The following is a 22,747-nucleotide window of genomic DNA, read 5'->3' as shown; positions in this document are numbered from 1 at the left end:
GATTTATTATTTTCTTCACAGTACAATACTATTTCACCGATTACTTTATGTGCATCTCTAAAAGCCATGCCTTTATATACTAAATAATCAGCAGCTTCTGTAGCATTTAAAAAGCCTTTTTTTATGGCTTCTTTCATGGCATCTTTATTAACTTCTAATGTACCTAACATGCCATTCATTACTTTAATACAACTTAAAACTGTATTAATAGCATCAAAGAAAACTTCTTTATCTTCTTGCATATCTTTATTATAAGCCAAAGGAATACCTTTCATAGTGGTTAATATAGACATTAAACTTGCATAAACTCTTCCTGTTTTTCCCTTTATAAGTTCTGCAGCATCAGGATTTTTCTTCTGTGGCATAATGCTGCTACCTGTCGCAAATTTATCATCTATTTGTATAAAGTTAAATTCCTTGCTACTCCAGAGAATAAGTTCTTCACTTAGTCTACTTAAATGCATCATAATTATAGAAAAGGAAGATATGAGTTCTATTACATAATCTCTATCACTTACTCCATCCATAAAGTTGTTTACTGGCTTTTTAAAACCTAGTTCTTTACAAGTAAAGGTTCTATCTATTTCATAAGTAGTACCGCCAAGTGCACAACATCCTAGTGGACTTTCATCTAGTAAATTTATAGCATTTTCTATTCTATTTTTATCTCTAGAAAACATACTATAATAAGCCATAATATGATATTTAAAGGTTACTACCTGTGCTCTTTGAAGATGAGTATATCCGGGCATAATAAAATTATTTTTTTCCCCAACTTCTAATATAGTGTTTTTAAGATTTTCTACTTCATTTTTAATTTCTATAGCTTTCTTTTTTGCATATAATCTTAAATCTACCGCTACTTGATCATTTCTGCTTCTACCAGTATGAAGTTTTTTACCAATGTCACCAATTCTATTTATTAAATTTATTTCAACAAAGCTATGTATGTCCTCGTAATTTCCTTCTAATTTTAAAACTCCACTTTCTATATCTTTTAAAATATCCTTAAGACTTTGTATTATTAATTTACCTTCTTCTTCTAATAAAATATTGCACTTCATTAGCATTTTTACATGAGCTATACTGCCAGCAATGTCTTCTTTGTACAATATATTGTCAAAGCTTAGTGAACTATTGAAGTCTTCCATAAGCTTACTTTCTTCTTTTTTAAATCGTCCACCCCAAAGATTCATTAGCTATCCCTACTTTCTAAAGTTTATATTTTTTTAAAAGCTTTAATTTTAGTTGGAAGAGAAAATAAATTTATAAATCCAGCTGAATCCATATGATTATATAATTCACTAGCACCAAAAGAAGATACTTCTTCATCATAAAGTGCATTTTTAGAGTGTATTCCTGCTAAGATTATATTTCCTTTATAAAGCTTTAATTTAACGTTACCAGTAACAGTTTCTTGAGTTTTATCAACAAAACTATCTAAAGATTCTTTTAATGTATCAAACCACAAACCATTATACACAAGTTCACCATATTTCTGAGATACTATATATTTAAAATGCATTGTATTTTTATCTAATGTTGCTTTCTCAAGAGCCTTATGAGCTTCATAAAGTATAGTTCCACCTGGTGTTTCATATATACCTCTTGATTTCATACCTACAAGTCTATTTTCTAATATATCCTTTATACCAATACCATTTTCTCCACCTAATTTATTCAATGTTGAAACTATTTCAACAGGAGATAATGTCTCATTATTTATTTTTGTAGGAACACCTTTTTCAAAATATATATCTACATAATCTGGATTATCCTTAGCATTCTCTGGTGAAACGGACATGGTGTATATATCGGATTTATGTTCATTTTTAATATCTTCTATATGGCCACCTTCATGGCTTATATGCCATATATTTTGATCTTCTGAATAAATTTTATCTTTAGTAACTGTTATTTCTATTCCTCTAGAATTTGCATAATCTATGGCATCTTCTCTTGAAGTAATATCCCATATTCTCCAAGGTGCGATAACTTGTATTGTTGGATCAAAGGCTGCTATACCAGTTTCAAATCTTACTTGATCATTTCCTTTACCTGTACATCCGTGACAAATATATTTAGCATTTTCTTTATGTGCTATTTCTACTAATTTTTTAGACATTAACGGTCTAGCAAGTGCAGTACCTAATAAATAATCTTCTTCATAAACAGCGCCTGCCTTCAGTGCTTTAAATATATAATCTTCTACAAACTCATCTGTTACGTTCTCCACATATATTTTTTGTGCGCCACTTTTAATTGCTTTCTCTTTAATCGCTTCCATATTGTCGTTTTGACCAACATTTATACAGGCTGCTATAACATCTAAATCATAATTTTCCTTAAGCCATGTAATTATTATAGAGGTATCTAATCCTCCAGAATATGCTAGTACAACTTTATCCTTCATAATAATCATCTCCCTTATTTTTATAAATTAAAAATCATTATACAGAAAAACTTATAATTATGCAATATTTATTTAAAAATATTCACAAAACAATATTTCATTAAATCATAAAAAGTTAATTGAATCAAGTATTTTCAAGGATTTATCATATTTTATTCTAATAAAATATTTTTATGTTATGCATATTAACATGATTTTATGCATTAATATACAGTTGCAATTGTATAAATAAGAGTTCCTAAATTTCCCATAAATAAAAGTCGTGAAATCTATTTTTATGAATTAAATATAAAATTTATGAATATTGTTATATAAGAAAGAGAATAAGGAGAGATTAGAGTGAAGAAAAAAATTCTTGCATTGGCTATGGCTACAATAGTTACATTTTCTCTATTAGGCTGTGGAAAATCAAAAAATAACGAGAAAGAGAATACAGGAAAACCAGAAACAACACAATCAGATGGAAAGAATGATGAAGAAAAGAAGAAACAAGGATGGAAAAAATATAATGACATGGGTATAGAATTCAAAATGGCAGATGTATGGAAAAATTATGATGATAATATTTTACTAGGAGGTTTAGGAGATCCAGATAATCCTGATGAACCTATATATGGGGGATTAAGATATAGTTTTTTATCTAATGAACTTATAAAACAATATGAAACTGTCAGTGAAACAGAAAAAGATCCTAAAGAAAAAAGTAATAAAATAAAAGAAATATTTAGTAAAGCAACACCTTTATTTGATGTAATAGTTTATAAAGAAGATAAAGTACCAGCAGAAGAAAAGTTTGCGGAAGAAACAGGTAAAAAGAACAATGATAAAATAGCAGCTCATGATGGATTAGTTTTCTATATTTGTTATGGGGATTTTAATGATAGTGAGTTATCTGAAGGAGGAAAAAAAGCTTATAAAGAACTTTATGATGATATTAAAAATATTAAAGAGTCTATTACAACCTTTAAACCAATAACTCCTCAAGAAGCTATTACTGCTCTAAATAAGATAGAATTTAAGCTTAAAGATTTAGATGGCAAAGAAATTAATAGTAAAGAACTATTTAAAGACAATAAAATTACAATGGTAAATATTTGGGCCACATTTTGTGGACCATGTATAAATGAAATGCCAGATCTTCAAGCACTATTTGAAGAAGTTAAAGAAAGCGGCGGTAGTGTAATTGGAATAATAGGAGATACTCCAGACGAAGACAATGAAATTGCTGCTAAGAAAATAATAGAAACAAAAGGTGTTAAATTTGTAAATTTAGTTCCAGACGATAAATTCAAAAAAGAAGTTATAAGTTCAATAGCAGGATACCCTACATCTTTCTTTGTGGATAGCGAAGGTAAAATTGTTGGTGAAGTTGTAACAGGATCGAGAAGTAAAGAAGATTATAAAGAAATATTGAACAAAGCAATTGAAGACTTAAAATAATAAAAATAACGTATACTTTATAATTGAGATGGGAGTTAATTTTATAAATTAATTCCTATCTTCAATGTAGATAATAAATTCATCACACCGAATGAACCAAACACTTACTCCAATAAAAAAATATATATCCAATATGCTAATAATATATAACTAGTAAAAAGAGATACAATTACTTATATAAATAATTGAATTCGATATTTTTAAAATCTTTTTTTAATAATCTATAGTTTGAAATAAAGATGACTGGAAATACAATTGAAAAGTTATAGAATTTGATTTTAAAAAAGAATTCTAATAATCCCAAATTATAAATAAAAATGATTTAGTATAGGATATTCTATTTTAAATTTTTAAGAATTTATTCTTTTATTTTCTGCGGATTCAATTCTAAAATAAGATATCATATATATCCTATCCTTATTTTTAATAAAGTATGAAAATGAAGATAATACTAAAATTATATGCAAACTGTAAAGTAGGTTATCAATCATACTATACCTTCACTTCACGAATTACTTATCTACAGTTTAGTGATAAGTAAAGGTAGAAACAATGCAAGAGTATTATTTCCGGCATGAATTAGTGCTGTTACTTTAATAGGGCTGCTATTCTTTTTTTCATATAGTAAACATGAATAAGCAAATATAATTCCTGAAAAAAATGAGATTATTGCATAATAAGGACTATAGAATATATGATACAATCCAAAAAATAGAGCGGATATAAGAACTTTAATCACTGGTCGATTTAAATTCTTTGTAGTACTAAATATATAAAAGATAAGTCCTTGGAATAATACAGTTTCTATCCAAGGTCCTATAATAATCGGAGATAGTAAACCAAGTAATGATATTTTCACAGGACCATAAGAGTCTCTAGGTCTTACATTTGTAGTTTTAAAAACTATATAAACAAGAAGAATATTTAAAACATATGTAATTATTGTCATAATAGTAATAAATGATGTTGCATTTAGTTTATTGAAAAAGTTATCTGTTTTTTTAAATATATTCATTTTAATCATCCTGTTCTTTAAATTTTTAGATTTTATTAATATAGTTTATTGATTTATAGTTTTTTGAATATCATTAGAATATAGAATAAATTCAGATAGTTTAAAATTTGTTGATAGAGAAAAGTTTTTTATTATAAAAATTGAATTATAAATATCTGAAGCTGACATAAATGAATTATAAAATACTATAATCCATAATAGTGGAGTGTACACTTTAAAAGCAAATAAAAAAATACCCAATATTATGGTTAAAATTAAGAATGGGCCTAATAAGTTTAATATAAGGCAATAAAACTTGTAAGTTCCATCTACATTCATATAAAAGGCTAATTTATTTGGAATAAATCCAATGTGGGTTTTTCCTCTATCTTTTGCTAAAATCGCACCTATAACAAAATGAATCCCTTCATGAATAATTAAAATACCAACAGCACAAAGAACTCTCTGAAAAAATGATATTTCATTTAAATTTACACCTGCCTTTATGATTAATAACTCTGTTACATGGTATAACAATAGGATAGAAATTATTATTTTAGCTTTAGAGGAATTGATTTCAATCGGCTTCCAATTCATATTTAAACACTCCATTTTTGCTTTTATTTTAAGGGCAAAATCCATCATTAAGTGTTTTACATTAAAAACACTTAATATTACAAATTATAGCATAAAATATATAATATAACACAAAGTTATATTATGATTCTATTGGTTTACAATAAAATAGTAGATATTTTAGCAAAGCTGCATATATTTATTTATAATAAAACTTTAAATTTTCAATATATCTTATATTTGAGTAAATTGAGATAGCCTTTATAGGGAGTATCATTTTTGACTAATATAAAATATCTTTACATTTTTGAATAATTATTTTAGAAATTCACTAAGGGTGAATTTCTACCTAAATTCTTCATCCTAAATTATTAATACTCAATTTTTAAAGCATTAAGCTATTTTTATAGAAAATTTATTTTTCAGAGTATATCTTAACTTTTTATATTGATCCCCATAAAGCTATATACATTAATCTTTAATTTATTACATATATATTATTAGTTAATATTTAAAGGGAGAGGAAAATTTGAAAGATAAAATTTTAAAATATGGAATATTAATTGGTAGTATATTTCTTATAGTGTTAGGTTCAATGAGAGGGGAGCATAGAACTGTACTTAAAAAAGCTGTTAATATTTGTTTGGAGTGTATAGGAATTGGGTAAAAGTAATAAGTTAAGACATCCTATACAATTTCTTTTTACTATTGCTACCAATGGATATTTTAAAGGATTTTTAGAAGGAAACATATATAAAGGAAGTAGTAAGAGTATTTGTGTTCCAGGACTAAATTGTTATTCTTGCCCAGGTGCATTAGGTGCTTGTCCCATAGGTTCCATGCAAGCAGTTATAGGAAGTATAAGATATGATTTTTCATTATATATTTTAGGGATTATAAGTGCTTTTGGTGTTCTATTAGGAAGATTCATTTGTGGATGGCTTTGCCCTTTTGGATTAGTGCAGGATTTACTTCATAAAATACCTTTTTTAAAATACAAAGTTCCTAAAAAAATCAATAATATTTTAAAATATTTAAAATATGTAATTTTAATTGTTTTTGTCATATTGCTACCATTTTTATTTCAAGATGAATTGGGGATAAGTGACCCATTTTTCTGTAAATATATTTGTCCATCAGGCACATTAATGGGAGGAATTCCATTAGTTTTAACAAATGGAAGTTTAAAAAGTGCTATAGGATTTTTATTTGCATGGAAGATGGCAATATTAATAATTGTAATTTTAGCATCAATCATAATATTTAGGCCATTTTGCAGATATATTTGTCCCTTAGGAGCTTTTTACTCACTTATGAATCCTATAAGTTTTTATAAGCTTAAAATAAAAGAGGACAAGTGTACCAAATGTGGAGTATGTACAAAATCTTGTAAACTTAATATAGAAGTATATAAAAAGCCTAATACTGGAGAATGTATAAGATGTGGTGATTGTGTAAAAGCTTGTCCGAGAAAAGCAATAAAAAGTGGCATATTAGAATGAATTAGGTGAAGCTGTAATATTAATTATATAATTTTAAGCTGTTGGATAAAGTTCAACAGCTATTTTTTATAAAAATTGACTTTATCATTTCAAAGAGAAGTCAATTTAAAACTTTAATTGAATATATAATTGTAAAATTTTACATATTTAAAATTCTTACCAATTCTGTTAAGATATAAAAGTAATAGAATAAATCTAAAGAGGGGTTACATGGATAATAGTACGTTTTATCTCATATTATTATTATTTTATGCTACATTAGCACTTGTTTTTATAGTTTTCAATATAAATCATCATAAAAAATATATTAATCTTATGTCTATTAGTCATATATTTGGAATACTTACTACTATTTTTACTTTTACTTTTTATGTTTTTAATAATTCATGGATTTTGAATAATATTTCTGTTTTATGCTTTTTATTTGGAAACTTTGCAGCTATTTTAGCATTAAATAATTTTTTAAATAATGATATATCAAAAAAAATTAAATATGGGGCATTGTCATTAATAATTATAGATATTTTATCATTAAATTTTTTTCATCCATTAAGTGTATTCTTACACAAAATAGTATTAATGCTTATTTACATATATTTTGGAATTAAAATAATAAAAGAAAAGGATAATTCCTTTAATACATATTGTTTTGGAATTTCTAGTATAATTTTTCCAATTATACAAATGATTTTTGGGTTTTCATGGGTTTTTATACTAGAAAAACATTATTATGTTGATATAGTAGCATATATTCTTCAAACTCTTATTTTTTCACTATGTATGATTTTATTAACTTTAGCTGAAGAAGAGAGATCCTATAATAATAAAGTACAGCGATTACAAGAAGAAGTTAACTCAACTCAAAAACGCATTCAAGAAATTTATGAATTAGATAAATTAAAGACTGAATTTATAGCAAATATTTCTCATGAGTTAAGAACACCAATTAATATTTTATTTAGTAGTGTACAACTCTTAGAATTAAATTGCCATAAGGCACATAATAAGGAAAATGATAAGAACTTAGTTTATTTAACTAATATGAAGAATAACTGTTATAGATTAATTAAACTTACTAACAATTTAATTGATATGAGTAAGATAGAAGCTGGATTTTTAGAAGTTAAACTTAGAAATTATAATATAGTGAGTATAATTGAAGATATAACAATGTCTATAGTAGATTTTGCTGGTGATAAGAATATTCATGTTGAGTTCGATACCGAATTTGAAGAAAAAATTATAGCTTGTGACATAGAAATGATAGAGAGAATAATGCTAAATTTATTATCTAACTCCATTAAATTTACTAAAAATACTGGGAAAATAGAAGTTTACATCAGTGAAGATAAAAATAATATAATAATATCTGTTAAAGACAATGGAATAGGAATTCCTAAGCATATGCACGATAAAATTTATAATAGATTTACTCAAGTAACTGATACCTTTACTAGGGTGAATGAAGGAAGTGGAATAGGGCTTTCGCTAGTGAAATCTTTAGTAGAAATGCATAATGGAGAAATAAAATTAGAAAGTGAACATAATAAAGGATGTAAGTTTAAAATATTACTTCCTAAAACTATTATTGAAAATGAAGAATTCATCAGTACTGAAGGTAAAGAAATAAATATGAAAAAGATAGAGATAGAATTTTCCGATATATATATGTAGCTATAGAATTTAAAGAGTCTTTAATTTTTATCAGTATATTTTGATAATTACTACACACTCTAATATTATATTAAAAGTAAATAATATTAGAGAGGAAGGAGAATATGAAAAGTAAAGGAGATGTCTTTAAAAAAAAATATGGAATAATTACAATAATTTTAATTTTTATAATAGTTATAGTAAGCTATTTTGTCTACGTTTATAGTGTAGTAAGTGCATATGAAAATATTATATATCCAGGAGTAAAAATTGAAGAATATAATGTAGAAAATATGACTAAAGAACAAGCTTTAGAGTTTATTAAAGAAAGATATGACAAGCCTTTGGGAAATAATTCCATAACATTAGTATGTAAGGGAAAAGAGTACAATATTCCCTATGATAGTTTAAATATAAATTATAACATAGAAGAAATAGTAGAAGAGGCTTTTCACTATGGTAAGGACCAAAACACTCGTAGTAAATTTTTAACTATAAAAAAACCACAAGAAAAACAGTTTACTGCTAAATTTACTTATAATAATAAATCTATAGATGAAATATTATCTACCGCAGAAAAATCTTTAAATAACAAAGCAAAAAATGCTTCTATTACTAGAAAAAATGGTAAGTTTCATATAACTTCTGAGGTTGTTAAAGAAGAAATAAATAAGAAAAAAGTAAAAAGTCAAATTGATGATGCAATTATTTCTCATATTGGTGAATCATATAGATATAATATTCCTCTTGAAATTAAAGAACCCAAGATTACGAAGAAGAAGTTAGAAAACATAAATCAATTAATTGCTTCTGCTAAAACCAGCTATAAACCTTCAACTCCCGCTAGAACTAAAAATATATCCATAGCTACCTATGCTAATAATGGAATTTTACTAATGCCTGGAGATGAGTACAGTTTTAATAAGATAGTAGGAGATACAACTGCGGATAAAGGATATTTACCTGCTACAGTTATAATAGGAGATAAGCTAGAACAAGGATTAGGTGGAGGAATATGCCAAGTTTCAACTACTCTTCATAATGCTGTGTTAAAAACAGGTATAATACCCACAGAAAGATTAAATCATAATATGCCTGTAGGCTATACAGAGCTAGGGATGGATGCAACTGTTGCTTATGGTGATGTAGATTACAAGTTTAAAAATAACTTAAATTATCCAATATATATAGAAGGTGCTGTTACAGATAACGATGTAATTTTTAATATATATTCAAACTCATCATTAAAAAGTAAAAGTTATGAATTTTCTCAAGATATATATGGAAAATATCCTATATCTACTGAATATGTCTATGATAATACTATAGAAAAAGGTAAAGAGAAAATTAAAAATCCTGGGAGTGCAGGTTACAAGGTGAAGGTATATAGAACAGAGTATGAAAATGGAGAAAAAAAAGATAAAATTCTTTTAAATGATGATTTTTATAAACCGGTGAAGAAAGTTATAGCTAAGGGAACTAAATAAGAATTAGATGGTCTTAATAAGAGCTATGAAAATAAAGTAGCTAGTTAAAGATTCAAAATAGATTAACATACAGCAATAGTTATTTTAAATATGTTTAAAGTGTAATTATATCGTAATAGATTTGTTACACTTTTTATTTTGAAATCAATTAATATCTATATATAATGAAGATATATTTCTTTTAAACTTTTATAAAAATTAACAACATCAATCGAATGTATGAAATAAACTTTTAAAATCGCTTTAGCTCATATAAAATGTGGGTTTTTACAAAGTGAAAGCTAAAACATTTTATGATATACTATAGGTGTATTTATTATTAAATTTATTTTATTTAAGCAATTATTTATTTACTTCGGGTTAGGGAAAATTTTTCAATGAAAGGAATTTTAACATGAACACAAACTTAGAAAATAATACTGTAGTAAAAAGTAGAACTTCTAAAAAGAAAAAGAAAGCTAAAGCTAAAAAAAGAAGAGTAATTATAATTTCTTTAATAGCAGCTTTATTAATGATATCAATTGGTGGAGTATTCTACGTTAAAACTACGGTTGATAATTATGAAAGTGTTATTTATCCAGGAATGAAAATTCAAGGAATTGACCTTTCCGGTAAAACAAAAGAAGAAGCGTTAAAATTAATAGAAGAAAAGTACAAGAAAAGTGTAGAGCAGAAAAAATTAATTATGACAGCTGGAGATAAATCCTATGTAGTTAATTATGCTGATATGAAATTAAACTTTAATTTAGAGGATACAGTAAAGTCTGCATTTGAAGAGGGAAAAGATAAGGGAGTAATGGAAAAGTTTAAAATGATTAAAAATCCTACAGAAAAAGATCATCAGCTAAAATTTACTTATGATAATAAAATAATAGAGAATAAAATTAAGACTATGGAAAGTGAACTAAATAAAAATAAAGTTAATGCTAAAATAGCTAAAGCTGGAGATGGATTTGACATAACTCCTGAGCAAACAGGTATGAAGCTAGATTCTAAATCACTACAGGAGGAAATAACTAAAGCAATAACTTCTTCAAAAGAAACAGAAGCTGAAGTTAAAGTTAAAGCAAAACTTGTAGAAGATAAACCAACAATAACAAAAGCAGAACTTGAAAAGATAAATACCAAAATATCAGATTTTAGTACAAGCTACGAAAATTCAACTCAGGCAAGAGCTGTAAATATAGAAATAAGTACAAATACTATAAATGGAACTTTATTAATGCCAGGAGATAGTTTTAGTTTTAATACTATAGTAGGTGATACAACCCCTGACAAAGGATATTTAGAAGGTGTTGTAATTATAGGGGATAAGTTTGAAAAGGATTATGGTGGAGGAGTATGTCAAGTATCTACAACTCTTCATAATGCAGTGTTAAGAGCTGGAATACTTCCAGATTCAAGACTTAATCATAATCTTCCTGTAGGTTATGTTGAAAAGGGGTTAGATGCAGCTATAGCTTATGGATGGTTAGATTATGTATTTACAAATAACACAAAATATCCAATGTATATTGAGGGATATGCAGGTAATAGTAGTGTTGGTTTTAATATTTACTCTAATTCAGCCTTACTTACAGGAAAAAGATACGAGTTTTATAGTGAGACTTATGCAACTACTCCATTTGAAACTAAAGTTGAAGAGGATTCAACTTTAGAAGAAGGAACAGAAGTTATTCAGCAATATGGTATGGAAGGATATAAGGTTAAGGCTTATAGAGTAATTTATCAGAATGATGTAGAGATTTCAAGGGAGCTTATGAACAATGATACTTATGCTCCAACTCCTCAAATAGTTAAAAGAGGTACTAAAAAGGCAGAAGCTGCTAAACCTTCAAAACCAGATGAAAATAAAGATAAAGAAAAAGACAAAGAAAAAGAAAAAGAAAAAGATAAAAATAAGCCTAATTAAAGTAACAATGCACAATCAAACAATAATTAATAATTTAATAACAATTAATGAACAATAATGCAAGAAACTAAGATCTATGATCTTAGTTTTTTTTTTACAATATTGTAATTACAGTTTATAATAAAGATATTATTTTATGAATTTTAAATTTTAGTTTAGAAATAGAGTAATAAATTAAAACTTTTAGACAGGTTATAATTAGCTACTCTTTTTTAATATACTATAATACGATAATCAAAAGTCTTTTATGGGAGGGATGAACATGGCAAAATATGTTATGGCATTGGATCAAGGAACAACAAGCTCAAGATGCATAATTTTTAATGAAAAAGGGACTATAGCAAGTGTGGCGCAAAAAGAATTTACTCAAATTTATCCTAAGGGAGGATGGGTAGAACACGACCCTATAGAAATCTGGTCTACTCAATTGGGTGTTGCAACAGAGTCTATGGCAAAACTAGGGATAACCGCCACAGATATTTCTGCTATTGGTATTACTAATCAAAGAGAAACTACAGTAGTTTGGAACAAACATACTGGACAACCTGTTTATAATGCTATAGTTTGGCAGTGTAGAAGGACTGCGGAAATTTGTGATGAGCTTAGGGAAAAAGGATTAGACAAGATGTTTACAGAAAAAACAGGCCTTATTTTAGATGCCTATTTTTCAGGAACGAAAATTAAATGGATATTAGACAATGTAGAAGGAGCAAGGGAAGAAGCAGAAAAAGGCAATCTTTTATTTGGTACTATAGATACTTGGCTTATATGGAATTTGACTAAGGGAAAAGTTCATGTTACAGATTACACTAATGCTTCTAGAACTCTTATATTCAACATTCATGAACTAAAATGGGATGAAGAAATTTTAAGTATTTTAAATATACCAAAATCAATGCTACCAGAAGTTAAACCTTCTAGTCATGTTTATGGTTATACTGATCATTCACTATTAGGAGCTAAAACTCCTATAGCAGGGGTTGCAGGAGATCAGCAGGCTGCCTTATTTGGACAGTGCTGTCACCAACCGGGAACAGCAAAAAACACTTATGGAACAGGTTGTTTTATGCTTATGAATACGGGAGAAAAGGCTGTTAATTCTAAAAAAGGACTTTTAACTACAATAGCTTGGGGGGCAGATGGTAAGGTAGAATATGCTTTAGAAGGAAGTATATTTATAGCAGGAGCAGCTATTCAGTGGCTAAGAGATGAGTTAAGAATGATAAAACGAGCAGAAGATTCTGAAGAATATGCTACAGCAGTAGAAGATACTAATGGAGTTTATATGGTACCAGCATTTGTAGGTCTTGGAGCTCCTTATTGGGATCAATATGCTAGAGGAACCATTGTAGGTCTTACCCGAGGAGCAAAAAAAGAGCATATAATAAGAGCTACTTTAGAATCTCTAGCTTATCAGACTTATGATGTATTAAAAGCAATGGAAGAGGATTCAGGAATAACATTAAAGGCATTAAAAGTAGATGGAGGAGCTTGTGCAAACAACTTCTTAATGCAATTCCAAGCAGATGTATTAGGAGTACAAGTTGATAGACCTGAAGTAATAGAAACTACTGCTTTAGGAGCTGCTTATTTAGCTGGTTTAGCAGTAGGTTATTGGAAAAATAAAGAAGAAATTTGCGAAAATTGGGCTATTTCAAAGAGATTTGAGCCTAATATGGAGGAGAAAAAGCGAGAAAAACTCTTAGAAGGTTGGCATGAAGCAGTTAATAGATCATTGGTGCGATAAGAGTAGATATCTAATTTAAGGAGGATATATTATGTCAATTTATTTAGCAGAGTTATTGGGAACAATGCTTTTAATTCTTCTAGGAGATGGAGTAGTTGCAAATGTATGTTTAGATAAATCCAAAGCCAATGGTTCAGGCTGGATAGTAATAGCTACTGGCTGGGCTTTAGCAGTAACAATTCCAGTGTTTATATTTGGACCTATATCAGGAGCACATTTTAATCCAGCAGTAACTTTAGGTTTAGCTGCAATAGGAAAATTTCCTTGGGCAGATGTTCCTTTATTTATCTTATGTCAAATGTTAGGAGCTTTCATTGGGGCATGTTTAGTTTATATTTATTATAAAAATCATTTTGATGCTACTGAGGATAAAGACACTAAGAGAGGAGTATTTTGTACTGCTCCAGCAATAAAAGATACAGTAAATAATTTTATTTGTGAATTTATAGGGACTTTCGTCCTTGTATTTGCTATATTGGGAATTGCAAATACAAAAATGGTAGATGGAATTTCACCATTGGTAGTAGGATTAATAATTTGGGTAATAGGAATAACTCTAGGTGGAACCACTGGTTATGCTATAAATCCTGCTAGAGATTTAGGCCCAAGAATAGCTCATGCCATTTTACCAATAAAGGGTAAGGGAGATTCAGATTGGGGGTATGCTTGGATACCAATTGTAGCACCAATACTAGGAGGAATTGTAGCAGCATTGGTATTTAACGGAATTTTTTAATTTAAGATACAAAGGAGTTAGAGAAATTCTAGCTCCTTTATATTTTTAATTTTTTGTATCAAAAAGTTTTTAGCAATTATTAAGTGATTCAATAACTTTGAGGGCTTTGTTAAGTTTTTAATATTTCTAGTAAAGTTAATTAGCGTGATAGGAAATTTAACTTTACATAGAACGTACGTTCTTATATAATTAAAATTATATGAATATTGAGAGAGGTAGTAAAGATGGAGAATTATGATAAGTGTATTTTTCATATAGACGTTAATTCTGCTTATTTATCATGGACAGCAGTTTATAGACTTCAAAAAGGAGAGAAAATAGATTTGAGAGAAATACCATCAGTGATAGGTGGAGATGAAAAATCGCGACATGGTATAGTATTAGCTAAATCTATACCTGCAAAGAAATATAATATTATAACTGGGGAAAGTTTATATTCCGCTTTCCAGAAATACCCTAATTTAAAAGTGGTTCATGGAGATTTTGAATTATATAATAAATGCAGTAAAGCTATGATAGAGATACTTTTAGAGTATAGTCCATTATTAGAGCAGTATTCTATAGATGAGTGTTTTTTAGAAGTTACTAATAAGAAGTATACTAGAGAAGATTATATAAGCCTAGCTCATCAAATTAAAGATAGAATAAAAGAAAAATTGGGATTTACGGTGAACATAGGTATATCTTCTAACAAACTTTTAGCAAAGATGGCATCAGATTTTAAAAAACCTGATAGGGTTCATACTCTTTTTAAAGAAGAGATAGAAAGTAAAATGTGGAAGTTACCTATAGAAAATCTATTTATGGTAGGAAAGGCAACATTACCAAAATTAAAGAAAATTAATATAAACACTATAGGTGATTTAGCAAAATATGATATAGAAAAATTAAAATATTTCTTTAAAAGTTATGGTAACATGATTCATAATTATGCTAATGGCATTGATTTTTCAGTAATTGATGCTAATAAAAAATATAAAAATAAAAATATGGGAAACTCAACTACTATTCCTTTTGATGTAGAAGATAGAGAAACTGCTCATAGAATTCTATTATCTTTATGTGAAACTTTAGGTATGCGATTAAGAAAAAGTAACAATTATTGTAATGTGATCTCCATATCTATAAGAAACAGTGAATTTATAAATTACTCAAAACAGAAAAAAATTATAAACCCTATTAATAGCACTAATGAACTTTACAAGATAAGTTGCAAGCTTTTTGATGAACTTTGGCATGGTGAACCTATTAGGCTTTTAGCAGTGAATACATCAATAGCTAGTGAAAATTTTGGTGTGCAACTTTCATTATTTGATAAAAAAGAGGATGAAAAGTATATTGTATTAGAGAAAACCATAGATAGTATAAGAGATAAATATGGAAATAAATCAATAATGAAGTCATCTTTTTTACATTCTGGCATTAAGCCTATAAGTGGAAGAACGGAGGAAGAACTATATAGATAAATTACTTTGAAAATTAATGTATATCTGAATATAGCTACAAATCTGAGTATTTCAATTCACAATGCAAAATTCACAATTAAGGTTGAAATTATTTTTGATCAAAATAATTTCTTTAATGGATTTTTTAACTAGCAATATAATTGCTAGTTTTTCACCTCTGGGGAACAGTAGTGAAGCCCTTTAGGGTTCCCCTGAGGTGCAGTATAGCTCGGAACAATACTAATAAATTTAACTAATACTATGGAGAGGCTACATTCGCTAGTGTTTTATTGTAGATGCGAACAGTGTTCGCTAGTTCTTTTTAATACGTTTTATAGTTTAATATTTATTCAATAATATATGGCGAACACTGTTCGCCGCTACGGCTAATTAATTCTAAATTTCTCAGTTACCACTGAGAAATATCCGAAATTGTGAATTGTGAACTGTGAACTGTGAATTCAATAGTTTCAACTATAATGCTAAGAAATACCAATTATTTTCACATATATTAATTTTAGAGCTGGTATAGCTATATATTAAGGCATCTTCAAAAAATAATTTATAAGGAGAGTTTTAGATGAAGGTGGTAGCACAACCTATTGATATGGTTGCATGGTTTGATAGTGACGGGGAAATACATCCTGTAAAATTTAGAATTGTAGATGAAACTACAGAAGTAGTAAAAATAAATAAAATCATATGCAAGGAAAAAGAGAAACTAGCAGGAAATTTAATGATCATATTTAGGTGCCAAAGTATTATTAATAATAAGGAAAAGATTTATGAAATTAAATATGACCTAAACAGTTGTAAGTGGATATTATTTAAAATATAATTACACAATTGTAAATAATAAGTTAATAGGGAAAAGAATATGTTTATATAAATTTTTTATTTTATAGAAGAGTACTATTATTATAAAATAAAAAAGACGGTATGAATATTATTTTAAATGTAGGTTTAAGTAGGGTGTACTTTGGGTGGTATGCCCTTAATTCATAGTTATACCATATTATTTATATGTTATGAATAATTATCAGATAAGTTTGCATAATATTACAGTTGCTTTAATAATAAACTTTATCAAATGTAACATCTCTATAAACTTTTGCAGATTAATTCATAAAAACATAAAAAATAAATTAAAGAATAAGGGTTGGTTATTGGTAATTTATGTATTATTATTATATAAAATGGATTGAATATTCTGAAAAAATAAGGAGGCAGATATGACTAATTTAAAGGAAAAACCTCAAGCAACATCAAGAGTATTGCGATTTATTATTCCTTCATTAATAGGTGTGGTATTATTTATGATACCAATTCCTTTTAATGGCGAGATTACAATCCCAGTTGCATTATTATCTAAATCAATAATTAATATTCTAGAAGAAAGTTTACCAACAATTACAGCAGTAATAATATGTATTAGTGCTATATGTGCTATAGTTACTAAAATAGTAAAGCCAAAATTTATAACAGAAAATAAGTATTTGGACTCATTATTTAATATAACTCCATTATGGTTATGTGCAAGAATTTTTGGCATGTTATTTGTAATCTTAGCATTATTTCAAGTGGGACCTGAATGGATATGGTCAGATGCTACAGGGGGAATGCTCTTAACAAGTTTACTGCCAGTTTTATTTGCAGTTTTTCTTTTTGCAGGGATGCTTTTACCACTACTTTTAAACTTCGGACTATTAGAGTTTTTTGGAGCATTATTAACTAAAGTTATGAGACCTATATTTAAATTACCAGGTCGATCTTCAATAGATTGTATCACTTCTTGGCTCGGTGATGGAACAATAGGAGTTTTATTAACAAGTAAACAATATGAAGAGGGATATTATACAAAACGTGAAGCGGCAGTAATAGGTACTACCTTCTCAGCAGTTTCAATTACCTTTAGCCTTGTTGTGCTTCAGACAGTACAGCTAGAGCAATATTTTGTTCCCTATTATTTAACAATTTGTTTAGCAGGAGTTATTGCAGCAATTATAGTTCCACGAATGCCGCCATTATCAAGAAAAGAAGATACCTATTATGTTGAACCTAAAGATGCTGGAGAAATAATTCCAGAGGGGTTTACTAGAACCAAGTGGGGATTTCATCAAGCTCTTGAAAGAGCAGAAAAGAATACAAGTATTAAAGAGTTCTTATTAGAAGGTATAAAAAATGTTTTAGATATGTGGCTAGGAGTTATTCCGATTGTTATGGCAATTGGAACATTGGCATTAATTGTAGCTGAATTCACTCCTGTATTTAAATTTTTAGGAATGCCATTTTACCCATTACTTAAATTATTACAAGTTCCTGAAGCATTGGCAGCTTCCCAAACCTTTATAGTTGGCTTTGCAGATATGTTTTTACCATCAATTATAGGAAGTACCATCGAAAGTGAGTTAACCAGATTTGTTATAGCTGCTGTTTCTGTAACTCAGCTCATATATATGTCAGAGGTTGGAGGGCTATTAATAGGTTCAAAAATTCCAGTTTCAATTAAGGATTTGTTTATAATATTTATTCAACGTACCCTAATAACCTTGCCTGTAATTGTTTTAGTGGCCCATATAATTTTCTAGAAATTATTATATTTTATATAGAGAATTAAAAAATAATTAGCAAGGATGTAAGATTATTTTTTTATACTTTTCTGACAGACTTCACTGATAGTATAACTATTAGTGAGGTCTATTTATTTATAGATATATCAGTTTAAAATTAACGTATAAGTGAAAATAATTGGCGCTTTTTAGTATTATAATTAAAACTATTGAATTCATAATTCACAATTATTGTAGATATTTCTCAGCAGAAGCTGAGAAATTTAGAATTGATTTATTTTTAAAATGATATAATCGCTTCTTATAAAAAACTAGCAATGAAATTGCCAGTAAAAAAATAGTTAAAGAAATTAATTTGTAAGAATTAATTTCAACCTCAATTGTGAATTGTGCATTATTTTACATTTCAGAGATTTAAAATACTTAAATGTAGAATCTATTTTTGTGTATAAAAATAAATTAGAAATATGTTTATGGTATTTGAAGAATTTTATAAAATTTAAAATAACTATTGACTTTAGAAATAACTGTGATATATTAACTATAATATTTATAGAATAAGTAAAAAATATTTTTAAGAATATTAGTGGCTCATATAAGTTTAATGATAGGGATTAAATGTTTCTACTTGGTAACCTTAAATTACCAGACTATGAGTTTTAATAAACTTGAAGTTATAAATATGATATTTATAATTTTAACTTGTTTTATAATTTTTAAATTTAAAAATTATAAAAAATAACCCCTATGAAAATAAGGGGTTATTTTTTTGTTAAAGGAGAATGATATATGAAACTATTAAAAGATAAAATTTTATCCGCAGGAAATCTTATTGGAGAAGATGTAATAAAGGTTGATAATTTTTTAAACCATCAAATCGATATAGAATTATTCAATGAAATGGGAAAAGAGTTTCAAAAAAGGTTTAGAAATAAAGAAATAAATAAAATATTAACTGTAGAGGCATCAGGAATAGGGATAGCCTGCATAGTAGCACAATATTTTAATAATTGTCCTGTAGTTTTTGCAAAAAAACATGAGGCAGTGAATATGGATATGGATACATATGAAAGTGAAGTTTATTCTTTCACAAAGAAAAAATCATATAAAGTAAGGGTTACTAAAAAATTTATAAATGAAGGAGATAAAATTTTAATAATAGACGATTTTTTAGCTAATGGACAAGCGGTTTTAGGACTTGTTGATATAGTAAAACAAGGAAGTGGAGAAGTAGCTGGTGTTGGTATTGCTATTGAAAAATCATTTCAAGAAGGAAGAAGAAAGATAGAAGATATTGGAATACAGATAGAATCATTAGCGAGAATAAAAGGTTTTAAAAACAATACAATAATATTTTATGAATAATAAAAGGAAGCTATGAGTGACTTAGATGGAAGTCATCATAGCTTTTAATTATAAGGAGAATTTTTATAGGTATGCACTTACAGTATTATTATATTAATACATGACAAAATGTGTTACACTATATCATCAGCTATGTCCAATTTACAAGGTAAAATTCACAATTATGGTTAAATTAAATAGCTTTAATTACGATATCAAAAAATATTGTAAGGATTTTAATTAGCTATTTTATTTAATATGCTTAAAATAAAAAAATACAGGGGAATACTATAAAAGACTATTTTAAATAAGGAGAGAATAATTATGAATAGGGATTTTTTTATAAATTTTGAAAAGCACTTATTAGAAGATGAAAAACCATCTAGTTATTTTAATGATTTAGTTAATAATAAGTTATTTCCTAAAGAGTATCCTTTTAATATGATAAGTGATTTGATACACACAGAACAATCTAAAGAACATCATCCAGAAGGATCGGTATGGAATCATACTATGCTTGTTATAGATGAAGCTGCAAAAAGAAGAAATAAAAGTGAAGACAAAAGGGTCTTTATGTGGGCTGCATTACTTCATGACATAGGAAAGGCTCCTACTACTAGAGTAAGAAAAGGAAGAATCACATCCTATGATCATGATAAGGTAGGAGCTAAAATGTGTGAGGAATTTTTGAGTTGTTTTAGTGAAGATAAAGATTTTATAGAAAAAGTGAGAATATTAGTAAGATATCATATGCATATATTATTTGTAGTTAAAAATTTGCCTTTTAGCGACCTGGAAAATATGGTAAAAGAGGCATCAATAGATGAACTTGGACTTTTGGGTATAAGTGATAGATTAGGTAGAGGTAATAATAGTAAGGAACTCATTGAAAAAGAAGAAAATAATGTTAAAATGTTTTTAGAGTTAAGTAAAAAGTACAAGTTAGAACATAGTTAGAGTTTTTAGAAGGGAAGTCAGTACAGGTGAAAAATAAGATTTTAAAAATATTGAAAGATAATAAAAATCAATTTATCTCTGGAGAAAATTTAAGTAAAGATTTCGGAATTACGAGGGCAGCTATTTGGAAGTATATGAATGCTCTAAAGGAAGAGGGATANNGATATGAAATTACTTCTATATCTAAAAAAGGATATAAGCTTGTCAATTCACCAGACATATTAAGGTATGAAGAAGTAGAAGAATATCTACAAACTAAATATATAGGAAGAAATATTCTTCATTATAATACTATTGACTCAACTAATAAAGCAGCAAAGTCTTTAGCTATAGAAGGTATAGAAGAAGGTACAGTTATTGTAAGTGAAGAGCAAACTAGTGGTAGAGGAAGACTGGGAAGGAGTTGGGTATCACCTAAAAGCTCAGGAATATGGATGAGTATTATACTAAAACCTAACATAAGTCCTATGATGGCCTCAAGGGTTACATTAATAGGTGCAGCAGCAGTTCATAAGGCTTTGGAAGAAATTAACATAGATGCTAAAATTAAATGGCCTAACGATATAGTATTAAACAATAAAAAACTTTGCGGAATTTTAACAGAAATGAGTGGAGAAATGGATAAACTCAATTATATTGTTATGGGTATAGGATTAAATGTAAATTTAGATGAAGAAGATTTTTCTGATGAATTAAAAAATATGGCCACATCTCTAAAAATAGAGAAAAATGAGCACATAAATAGAAAAGAACTATTTGGTAAGATCTTAAATAATTTTGAAATTTTATATGATGAATTTAAAAACCATGGTAATATAGCATCTACAGTAAATATATGTAGAAAAAATTCTTTACTATTAGGTAAAGAAGTAAGGGTAATCAATGGAATGAAAACAGTTACTGTAAAAGCTTTAGACTTAGATGAAGATGGAGAATTGTTAGTAGAGTATGAAGATAAAAGTAAAGGTAAAATAATATCAGGAGAGGTATCTGTAAGAGGACTTTATGGATATGTTTAATTAATAATTATTTATATTTAAAAGTAATTAGTTAATATAGATAAGCTACCTAAAAGATTAAAATATATAGTAGCTACACCATTAAATATTTTAATNNTGCTAGTTTTTTTATAAGAAGTGACTAGATTACTTAAGAAAAAAATCAATTCTAAATTTCTCAGCTTCTGCTGAGAAATGTCTACAATTGTGCATTATGCATTGTGAATTGTGAATTGAAAAAGTTGTGAATTCAATAATTCTAAAGAGTATGAGTTATAAATAATTTATACAATTAAGAAATATCCATAATTTTTTATCCTTAGATTCTAATTTATATGACTTTGTTTAGTTTTTTATAGCTGGTATTAATTTAACTGCTAATAATGAGGAAAATAAAATTTTTAAACAGTCACCAGGTAAAAATACTAAACAACCAGCTTTTAATGCCCCTATAAAAGTCATAGATACTTTATTAATCTTAGTTAATATGATGTACATATATGGCACTCCGAATAAATAAACTAGTATTACTCCTAATATACAAGTCAATAGTATATTAAAAAGTGAAATTTTCTTTTTTGTTATTAATTTTTCACAAAATGTACCTACAACAAATGCACATATAATATAACCTATTAAAAATCCGAAGGTAGGAGAAAATATTATACCTACACCACTTTTTCCACCTGCAAAGATAGGAAGACCTACAAGTCCTAAAACTACATAAACTATTTGGGATAATGCACCTAAATTACCTCCTAGTAAAATACCAGATAAAAGAGTGAATAATAGTTGTAAGGTTATAGGTACAGCGCCTAAGGGAATAGAAATAAAAGCACCTACTGCAGTTAAGGCAGCAAATAATGATACAAGTATAAAGTCTTTAGTTTTAATTTTCATGAAAGTCCTCCTAAGAAATTATTGTAAACATAGAAATAAAATTCGTTTACAATAATATCTTATGAGATTTAAA

At 27.4% G+C, this 22,747-nt stretch carries 19 protein-coding genes and 1 riboswitch; of the genes, 14 read left to right on the top strand and 5 right to left on the bottom strand.

The window, feature by feature from the left end:
* Both argH and B3603_RS05480 read right to left on the bottom strand, forming a co-directional pair.
* Positions 1 to 1,196, bottom strand: a 1,196-nt coding sequence (gene argH / locus B3603_RS05485; RefSeq protein WP_291561714.1) for an argininosuccinate lyase, incomplete at its 3' end; no start/stop codon positions are given.
* A gap of 23 nt (positions 1,197 to 1,219) precedes the next feature.
* Positions 1,220 to 2,413, bottom strand: a complete 1,194-nt coding sequence (locus tag B3603_RS05480) for an argininosuccinate synthase (RefSeq protein WP_291561712.1) — start codon at positions 2,411 to 2,413, stop codon at positions 1,220 to 1,222.
* A gap of 339 nt (positions 2,414 to 2,752) precedes the next feature.
* Between B3603_RS05480 and B3603_RS05475 the strand changes: the two genes are divergently transcribed.
* A complete protein-coding gene (locus tag B3603_RS05475) occupies positions 2,753 to 3,853 on the top strand; it encodes a TlpA family protein disulfide reductase (protein WP_291561710.1) in 1,101 nt (366 codons plus the stop codon).
* A 520-nt stretch (positions 3,854 to 4,373) separates the two neighbouring features.
* Here B3603_RS05475 and B3603_RS05470 read toward each other — a convergent pair.
* Together B3603_RS05470 and B3603_RS05465 are read right to left on the bottom strand one after the other, a co-directional pair.
* Positions 4,374 to 4,868: a CPBP family intramembrane glutamic endopeptidase gene (locus B3603_RS05470; RefSeq protein ID WP_291561707.1), complete on the bottom strand. Its 495-nt coding sequence runs from the start codon at positions 4,866 to 4,868 to the stop codon at positions 4,374 to 4,376.
* Positions 4,869 to 4,913: 45 nt separating this feature from the next.
* The gene (locus B3603_RS05465) at positions 4,914 to 5,444 is read right to left on the bottom strand and encodes a DUF3267 domain-containing protein (protein ID WP_291561704.1); all 531 of its coding nucleotides are present in this window, start codon (positions 5,442 to 5,444) and stop codon (positions 4,914 to 4,916) included.
* Positions 5,445 to 5,952: 508 nt separating this feature from the next.
* Here B3603_RS05465 and B3603_RS05460 point away from each other — a divergent pair.
* The 13 genes from B3603_RS05460 to B3603_RS05400 all read left to right on the top strand — a co-directional run bounded on the left by B3603_RS05460 (position 5,953) and on the right by B3603_RS05400 (position 21,795).
* Positions 5,953 to 6,090, top strand: coding sequence for a CD1871A family CXXC motif-containing protein (locus tag B3603_RS05460; protein WP_291561702.1), 138 nt, complete (start codon positions 5,953 to 5,955; stop codon positions 6,088 to 6,090).
* Positions 6,083 to 6,925: a 4Fe-4S binding protein gene (locus B3603_RS05455; RefSeq protein ID WP_291561700.1), complete on the top strand. Its 843-nt coding sequence runs from the start codon at positions 6,083 to 6,085 to the stop codon at positions 6,923 to 6,925. The genes B3603_RS05460 and B3603_RS05455 overlap by 8 nt, the downstream gene beginning before the upstream one ends.
* Before the next feature lie 210 nt (positions 6,926 to 7,135).
* A complete protein-coding gene (locus B3603_RS05450) occupies positions 7,136 to 8,599 on the top strand; it encodes a sensor histidine kinase (RefSeq protein ID WP_291561697.1) in 1,464 nt (487 codons plus the stop codon).
* A gap of 104 nt (positions 8,600 to 8,703) precedes the next feature.
* Positions 8,704 to 10,065, top strand: a complete 1,362-nt coding sequence (locus B3603_RS05445) for a VanW family protein (RefSeq protein WP_291561695.1) — start codon at positions 8,704 to 8,706, stop codon at positions 10,063 to 10,065.
* Positions 10,066 to 10,459: 394 nt separating this feature from the next.
* Entirely contained in the window at positions 10,460 to 11,977 is a 1,518-nt protein-coding gene (locus B3603_RS05440) for a VanW family protein (RefSeq protein ID WP_291561693.1), read from the top strand.
* 262 nt (positions 11,978 to 12,239) lie between these two features.
* Complete coding sequence (glpK, locus tag B3603_RS05435) at positions 12,240 to 13,724, top strand: glycerol kinase GlpK (protein ID WP_291561691.1); 1,485 nt, start codon at positions 12,240 to 12,242, stop codon at positions 13,722 to 13,724.
* A 31-nt stretch (positions 13,725 to 13,755) separates the two neighbouring features.
* Entirely contained in the window at positions 13,756 to 14,460 is a 705-nt protein-coding gene (locus B3603_RS05430; RefSeq protein WP_291561689.1) for an MIP/aquaporin family protein, read from the top strand.
* 224 nt (positions 14,461 to 14,684) lie between these two features.
* Entirely contained in the window at positions 14,685 to 15,926 is a 1,242-nt protein-coding gene (locus B3603_RS05425; protein WP_291561687.1) for a Y-family DNA polymerase, read from the top strand.
* 559 nt (positions 15,927 to 16,485) lie between these two features.
* Positions 16,486 to 16,743 carry a hypothetical protein gene (locus B3603_RS05420; RefSeq protein WP_291561684.1) on the top strand — a complete coding sequence of 86 codons (258 nt, stop codon included), beginning with the start codon at positions 16,486 to 16,488 and terminating at the stop codon, positions 16,741 to 16,743.
* Between the two features lie 394 nt (positions 16,744 to 17,137).
* Positions 17,138 to 18,493 (top strand): YjiH family protein, encoded by a 1,356-nt coding sequence (locus B3603_RS05415; RefSeq protein WP_291561682.1) that lies wholly within the window; start codon positions 17,138 to 17,140, stop codon positions 18,491 to 18,493.
* A gap of 553 nt (positions 18,494 to 19,046) precedes the next feature.
* Positions 19,047 to 19,148, top strand: a riboswitch (purine riboswitch).
* Positions 19,149 to 19,264: 116 nt separating this feature from the next.
* A complete protein-coding gene (locus B3603_RS05410; protein WP_291561680.1) occupies positions 19,265 to 19,840 on the top strand; it encodes a xanthine phosphoribosyltransferase in 576 nt (191 codons plus the stop codon).
* A 303-nt stretch (positions 19,841 to 20,143) separates the two neighbouring features.
* Positions 20,144 to 20,776: an HDIG domain-containing metalloprotein gene (locus B3603_RS05405; protein ID WP_291561677.1), complete on the top strand. Its 633-nt coding sequence runs from the start codon at positions 20,144 to 20,146 to the stop codon at positions 20,774 to 20,776.
* Positions 20,777 to 20,802: 26 nt separating this feature from the next.
* Positions 20,803 to 21,795, top strand: coding sequence for a biotin--[acetyl-CoA-carboxylase] ligase (locus B3603_RS05400; protein ID WP_291561675.1), 993 nt, complete (start codon positions 20,803 to 20,805; stop codon positions 21,793 to 21,795).
* A gap of 324 nt (positions 21,796 to 22,119) precedes the next feature.
* Here B3603_RS05400 and B3603_RS05395 read toward each other — a convergent pair whose 3' ends face one another.
* On the bottom strand, positions 22,120 to 22,674 hold the full coding sequence (locus B3603_RS05395) for a biotin transporter BioY (RefSeq protein WP_291561673.1): 555 nt from the start codon (positions 22,672 to 22,674) through the stop codon (positions 22,120 to 22,122).
* Positions 22,675 to 22,747 lie beyond the last annotated feature (73 nt).

The sequence above is a fragment of the Clostridium sp. UBA2485 genome, assembly GCF_002341865.1.
In the GTDB taxonomy this organism is placed as follows: Bacteria; Bacillota; Clostridia; order Clostridiales; family Clostridiaceae; genus Clostridium_J.
The sequence above is the reverse complement of the archived record's forward strand: the minus strand, read 5'-3'. Positions and strand labels throughout refer to the sequence as shown.